This is a genomic window from Candidatus Neomarinimicrobiota bacterium, from assembly GCA_034716895.1.
In the GTDB taxonomy this organism is placed as follows: domain Bacteria; phylum Fidelibacterota; class UBA8477; order UBA8477; family JABMPR01; genus JABMPR01.
On sequence record JAYEKW010000019.1, the window covers coordinates 1 to 5,856 of the forward strand.

Annotated in this window: 5 protein-coding genes; 3 read left to right on the forward strand and 2 right to left on the reverse strand. The window is 46.2% G+C overall.

Annotated elements, in window-relative coordinates:
• Positions 1-534, forward strand: a 534-nt coding sequence (locus U9Q77_01775; protein MEA3286093.1) for a FlgD immunoglobulin-like domain containing protein, incomplete at its 5' end; no start/stop codon positions are given.
• 87 nt (positions 535-621) lie between these two features.
• On the opposite strand, the gene U9Q77_01780 is transcribed toward U9Q77_01775, so the two are convergent.
• Together U9Q77_01780 and U9Q77_01785 are read right to left on the reverse strand one after the other, a co-directional pair.
• Positions 622-2,004 (reverse strand): tryptophanase, encoded by a 1,383-nt coding sequence (locus tag U9Q77_01780; protein MEA3286094.1) that lies wholly within the window; start codon positions 2,002-2,004, stop codon positions 622-624.
• A gap of 107 nt (positions 2,005-2,111) precedes the next feature.
• The gene (locus U9Q77_01785; GenBank protein MEA3286095.1) at positions 2,112-2,984 is read right to left on the reverse strand and encodes an alpha/beta hydrolase; all 873 of its coding nucleotides are present in this window, start codon (positions 2,982-2,984) and stop codon (positions 2,112-2,114) included.
• Positions 2,985-3,153: 169 nt separating this feature from the next.
• Between U9Q77_01785 and U9Q77_01790 the strand changes: the two genes are divergently transcribed.
• Both U9Q77_01790 and U9Q77_01795 read left to right on the forward strand, forming a co-directional pair.
• Positions 3,154-4,071, forward strand: a complete 918-nt coding sequence (locus tag U9Q77_01790) for a hypothetical protein (protein ID MEA3286096.1) — start codon at positions 3,154-3,156, stop codon at positions 4,069-4,071.
• Between the two features lie 238 nt (positions 4,072-4,309).
• Positions 4,310-5,854, forward strand: coding sequence for a S8 family serine peptidase (locus U9Q77_01795; GenBank protein ID MEA3286097.1), 1,545 nt, complete (start codon positions 4,310-4,312; stop codon positions 5,852-5,854).
• The last annotated feature ends 2 nt before the right edge of the window (positions 5,855-5,856 follow it).

Genomic DNA, 5,856 nt, shown 5'->3' on the forward strand with positions numbered 1-5,856 from the left:
GAGAGTGAATTCGAGAACCAGGGCTTCAGTCTGTCCCGCCGGGCAGGTCATACTGCTGACTGGAAGTTACTGGCTGACCATACCACCCATTCTGAACTGGAAGGACAGGGTAGCAGTACATCCCGGACTGACTATGCTTTTGTGGATGGTTCCGCTAAACCTGATGTCAAATATGATTATCGCTTGACCGATATTCCCTATTCGGCTGTTGCCAAGACCACTACTATTGTGTTGGAAGATGTTCGATTAATGATCGATGGTTTTAAACTGTTTGCAAATTATCCAAATCCCTTTAATCCCTCGACCCATATTGCTTATCAAATCGCCAGACAGACCGATGTCCAGATCAGGATCACCGATATCCAGGGCCGGGAAATCCGTTCATGGGAGGTCAGATCTATGCAACCGGGAACCCACGAAACCCTTTGGGAAGGATTGAATTCAGCGGGTCAGCCAGTGGGTGCAGGTATCTATTTTGCCACGGTTCAGGCCGGTTCTGAAACCCACAGCCAGAAGATGCTGTTGATCAAATAAAAATCTGTTTTTGGGGCCTCGGCAAAAAGGACATTGAGTTCATCGAAATGCCGATCCTGATGTAACATGATTTTTTCGGATGGGGGGCTATTCCAGCGGTTTGAGTCTCGCGGTGAAGTGCCGTAAAACCGGTGCCTGGTATTCAATCTCATAGCCCTTGATGCTTTCCCGATCCTGATACAACTCAATAATATTTTCAGCCACATATTGCATCTGACTATTGGTGTAAACTCGGCGGGGAATGGCCAGACGCACCAGCTCCAGATCCGGATAGCGGATTTCCCCGGTCTTGGGATCTTCTTGAGCAAACATAAGACTGCCGATCTCAACTGCTCGAATTCCAGCATGGGTATACATGGAAACAGTCAGGGCTACACCGGGAAACTCAGATTGAGGGACATGGGGTAGAAAATTCTTGGCATCCAAATAGACCGCATGGCCACCGGTGGGTCTTAGGATAGGAACCCCGGCTTCGATCAGGCGATCACCCAGTTCTTCAACCTGGGAGATACGATAGGCCAGATAATCCTCCTGCAGGACCTCCTCCAGTCCCCGGGCAATGGCTTCCAGGTCACGACCGGCTAACCCGCCATAGGTTGGGAAGCCTTCGATCAGGATCAGGCGATTGGTGATCTGCTGCGCCAGTTCATCGTCGTTAGTGGCAAAAAAACCACCCATATTTACCAAAGCGTCTTTTTTGGCACTCATGGTGCAGCCATCAGCATAGGAGAACGTCTCATTGGCGATCTCCAGAATGCTCTTATCCTGATAACCGTCCTCCCTGGTTTTGATGAAATAAGCATTCTCAGCAAAGCGGCAGGCATCGATGTAGAATGGAATTCCATGTTTGTGCAATAATTCAGAGGTGGCTCTGATGTTTGCCATGGAAACCGGTTGACCGCCACCAGAATTATTGGTGATGGTTAACATCCCGATGGGTATCTGTTCTGCACCCACCTCGTCAATTAATCTGGTAAGTTTGTCCAGATCGATGTTGCCCTTGAAATCATCAATGGCTTGTGTGTCCTTGGCAATATCAATGACCAGATCAACAGCAGTTCCACCATTGTATTCCACATTGGCTCGGGTGGTATCGAAATGGCTATTGTTTGGAATAACCTGATCTTTACGGTCCTTCAGGATGGTTGAAAACAATAAATTTTCAGCCACCCGACCCTGATGAGTGGGAATCACGTGCTTAAAACCAAAAATTTCATTAACTGCCTTTTCAAAATGAAAGTAGTTCTTGCTGCCGGCATAGGATTCATCACCGCGCATCATCCCAGCCCACTGGTTATCGCTCATGGCACTGGTGCCACTATCTGTTAAAAGATCGATGTAGATCTTATCAGCCGGGATATTGAATACATTATATCCAGCATCCTGGACCATGGCCAGACGTTCCCAATCAGTGGTCCGGGCAATGGGCTCAACGGTTTTAATGCGAAATGGTTCGGGTGGGTATTTCATTATTAGCTTCCTCTTTTTGCTGGAATCATATTTAAGCAATACCAGCCGCTACGGCATAGGCTGGTGGTCATGTGTCTATTTGCATTGTGAGTTCGTGGTGCAAATAGTTATACCGAGTTATTCAGGTTTTTTTGCAGGAAACGATCAACTTTATCCCAAAACCCTGGCTCATGGTGGCAGTTGGAATGGCCACGTTCTGGGATACTCCAATAGTCACATTGGTTGTCCCGGGCAGCATTTTTAAGTTTCTCACCCTGTGAGGGTAAAACAACGTCATCCTGGTCTCCATGGATGACAAAAAAGGCAGCTGTCGCTTTAGCAATATTATTCACCGGGGCAAATAGCTCATACGAGACCCCGATTTTTGTTTCGATCTGCTTTAAAATGACCCAACCGAGTAAACCTGGAATGTGATAACGTTTGAATTCACGTTTCATGACATCCACGGGGTGGGCTGGTGCACCAACTGTCACCACCGCTTTCAGGCATGAACCCAGGGTTGCGGCATAAGGAAGTCCTGCTCCACCAATGGATAAACCGATCGCTCCCACTTTGGCAGGATCAATACCGCGACTACAGGCATATTGAACTGCAGCATGAATATCCTGACCAAATTTGTGCATGGAGGAATGATTATCTCGATCACTGGAACCATGATGACGGGCATCGAAAGCCAGCAGGTTGTAATTCAGCGGATGCAAATGTTGAATATAGCGCAGCATGCGTCCCAGATTGCGGCTCCAGCCGTGGACCAGGATCAGAGTTGGGGCACTCTCCGGTTGTTTTGCGACGGGTATCCACCAGCCATAGAGTGAGCACTGGTTCTCTGTAGGAAAACGAACTTCTTCAAAAGGAATGTCCAACTTTTCTGGTGTTTCCGTATGGGGTGTCAACTTCAGGTCGTACATTTTATAAGTAAGAACACGAGTGATGACCAAAAACAGAAAGAGTGCAAACAGTATCCAGAAAAGAGTGATCATCAGGCGTTCAAACTATAATTAATCATGGGCAAAATCCAGCTTAGTGTCGTGACCCGCTTGCTTGCGCAAATAATATTTTTTTTGCCACGAATCATGACAGATCTACTGGTGAGAAGAAAAAGAACTGAAAAAGTTGTGTTTTATCTGGAAACAAAATTCATTTTAAGGCATGTACATCAAGGTTGTGAAAAAGCAGGTTTTAAAAATTGCCCTCGTATTGTTCTGTGGAATGACCCTGGTGTTTGCCGAAACGCCATCCTACCAGATACTGACCTTCCCCTTTAGTAATCGATCTGCAGCAATGGGCGGCAGTCGGTCGGTGGATCCTTCTGGAAATATTGATATTCAGGGAAATCCTGCCAACACCAGTTTTAGCGAAAGTTTACAGGGTCAGGTTGGTTTTGTGAACCATCTTGTCGGTATTCAGGGTTATTCCAGTGGAGCTGTTTTACCCATGGATCGGCACCGGATCAGCGCGGAACTGATCTATTTTGATTATGGACTTTTTGATAAAACCGATGTGCTGGGAAACACTCGGAGTACTTTTGGCTATCATGAGTTAGCGACAAGTTTGGGATATTCCTTTACATTCTCTGAGATTATTCGCCTGGGTAGTCGAGTGGGTCGGTTTCAACAGGTGGCTGATGGTGACTCACGAGGTGATTTTTATTATGATCTGGGAGCTATATATCATAAACAGCAGGACTCACTTACGGTGGGGGTCTATCTGGCATCGTTACCCCTGGGGGAAACATCAGAGACTTTTCCCTCTCAGCTGCACATTGGCACTTCCAAGCTTCTTTCTCATCTCCCACTCAGGTTAAATCTGGAAAGTATCTATGGTTTCAATGATCTCCTGCGATTTGCTATCGGGGCCGAGGTCTTTATCCACCCAAATTTCAAGGTGCGTTTGGGAGTCAACTCCAATCGTTTCGACCTGCAGACCGGGGTAACCGAATCAGACTTTATTGCAGGTGCTTCAGCCGGATTTGCTTTTGACTGGCAAGGAGTACTGGTCGAATCTGCTACCCAGAGTTTTGGAGCAGCCGGCTGGGTAAGTCAAATATCATTGAGTTACCAGCTCTAAGTTATCCTCTTTTAACAAATATCTGTATGCTTTGACTCCGCTCAGCATGACGAGGATAGATTCTCAGTTTATAGTATAAATGGTATTAAACTCCAACCTATAGACCCCAAAAAGCCTAATGATTTTACAGTATTACAGGTTATACTAATCCACTCATTGGAGTTGGAGTGTGTGATTTATCACCTGCCCAGATCACTTCGGGGGTTAATTTCAGGGTCAAGGGATCGTTATGAAGCACTTGAGTAAAATCATATTAACCTTAATAATTTCAGTAAACTTTTGCCTGGGCGGGGCACCGCTATTTGTTGAGAATCAACTCATCGTTCGTTTTGATCAGGTACTTACTGCCACCGATATTGAGATTATCCTTTTAGATACTCCTCTGAAAACAACAAGACAGATCAGCCGACCCCTGAACCTGTGGCTCTTGCAGGTCGATCTTGCTAAGATACAGTTACATCAAGCACGGCGTTTCGTGGAAGCTATCCCTGAAGTGCTCTATGTTCAGTATGATCATTATCTAAGTGAACGTTTAGAACCGGATGATCCTTCTTATGGTGTACAATGGAATTTTGAAAACACGGGTCAGTCCGGTGGAACAGAAGATGCTGATATTGATGCAGCGGATGCCTGGGAGATCACTACCGGGGGCACAACCATACTTGGTCGGGAGATCGTCGCCGGGATTGTGGATGGAGGTTGTGACATGATTCATCCTGATCTGTTGGCCAATTTCTGGTCAAACCCAGCTGACACTGCAGGTAACGGAATTGATGACGACGAAAATGGTTGGGTCGATGATTCACTGGGCTGGAATGTGTATGGGAACAATGGAGATATCCCGGTAAGCAGTCATGGGACTCACGTTGCTGGGATCGTTGGTGCCCATTCAAACAATGCCAATCAAGTTGCCGGTGTGAATTGGAATGTAAAACTGATGATTGTTGCCGGAGCCAGTACCACCACTGCAACAGCACTAACAGCCTATTCGTATATATGGGAACAGAAATTGATCTGGATCGGATCCGAAGGAGCCAGGGGAGCCTTCGTTGTTACGGCAAATTCCAGTTTTGGTCTTAACTATGGTGATTGCGATTCAGTTGATTATCCAGCATGGAATGATATGTATAACAACATGGGTGAAGCCGGTATTCTCTCAGTTGCAGCCACTGCTAATGCCAATATAAATGTTGATGTATCCGGTGACTTGCCCACCAGTTGTGATAGTCCCTATCTGATAACGGTGACAAACACCAATAGGTATGACCAGAAAGCCTCATCAGGGTACGGTGCTGAATCTATTGATCTGGGTGCACCTGGTTCAAGTATTCTCTCAACCAACTCAAATCAGGGTACGACCTATAAATCAGGCACATCAATGTCAGCGCCACACGTGGCTGGAGCGATCGCGTTAATGCATGCAGCAGCCAGTCCGGAGTTAGCTCAATATTATGAAGAACAGCCCGGTTTAGCTGCGCACATATTTAAATCCATGGTCCTGACCTCGGTTGATACATTGGCCTCCCTGCAGGGGATCACGGTATCTGAGGGTCGCTTAAACCTGCATCAGGCAGTTCAACGTGCTGCTTCATGGACAGCGAGTGCCAATGGAGATCTGAATTTGGATGACCTGGTGAATATTCAGGATGTTATTGTAATGGTGAATCTGATTTTGGGATTGATCGAAACCACACCTGAATTACTGGCAGCCGCTGATCTTAATTATGATACTCAGGTTACGGTTCAGGATTTGATATTTATTATTGATATCATTATTCAGTAATA

Bases quoted from the DNA above. Each gene is read 5' to 3' on its own strand.
- U9Q77_01780 (MEA3286094.1), bottom strand. From the start codon at position 2,004: ATGAAATACCCACCCGAACCATTTCGCATTAAAACCGTTGAGCCCATT.
- U9Q77_01785 (MEA3286095.1), bottom strand. From the start codon at position 2,984: ATGATCACTCTTTTCTGGATACTGTTTGCACTCTTTCTGTTTTTGGTC.
- U9Q77_01790 (MEA3286096.1), top strand. From the start codon at position 3,154: ATGTACATCAAGGTTGTGAAAAAGCAGGTTTTAAAAATTGCCCTCGTA.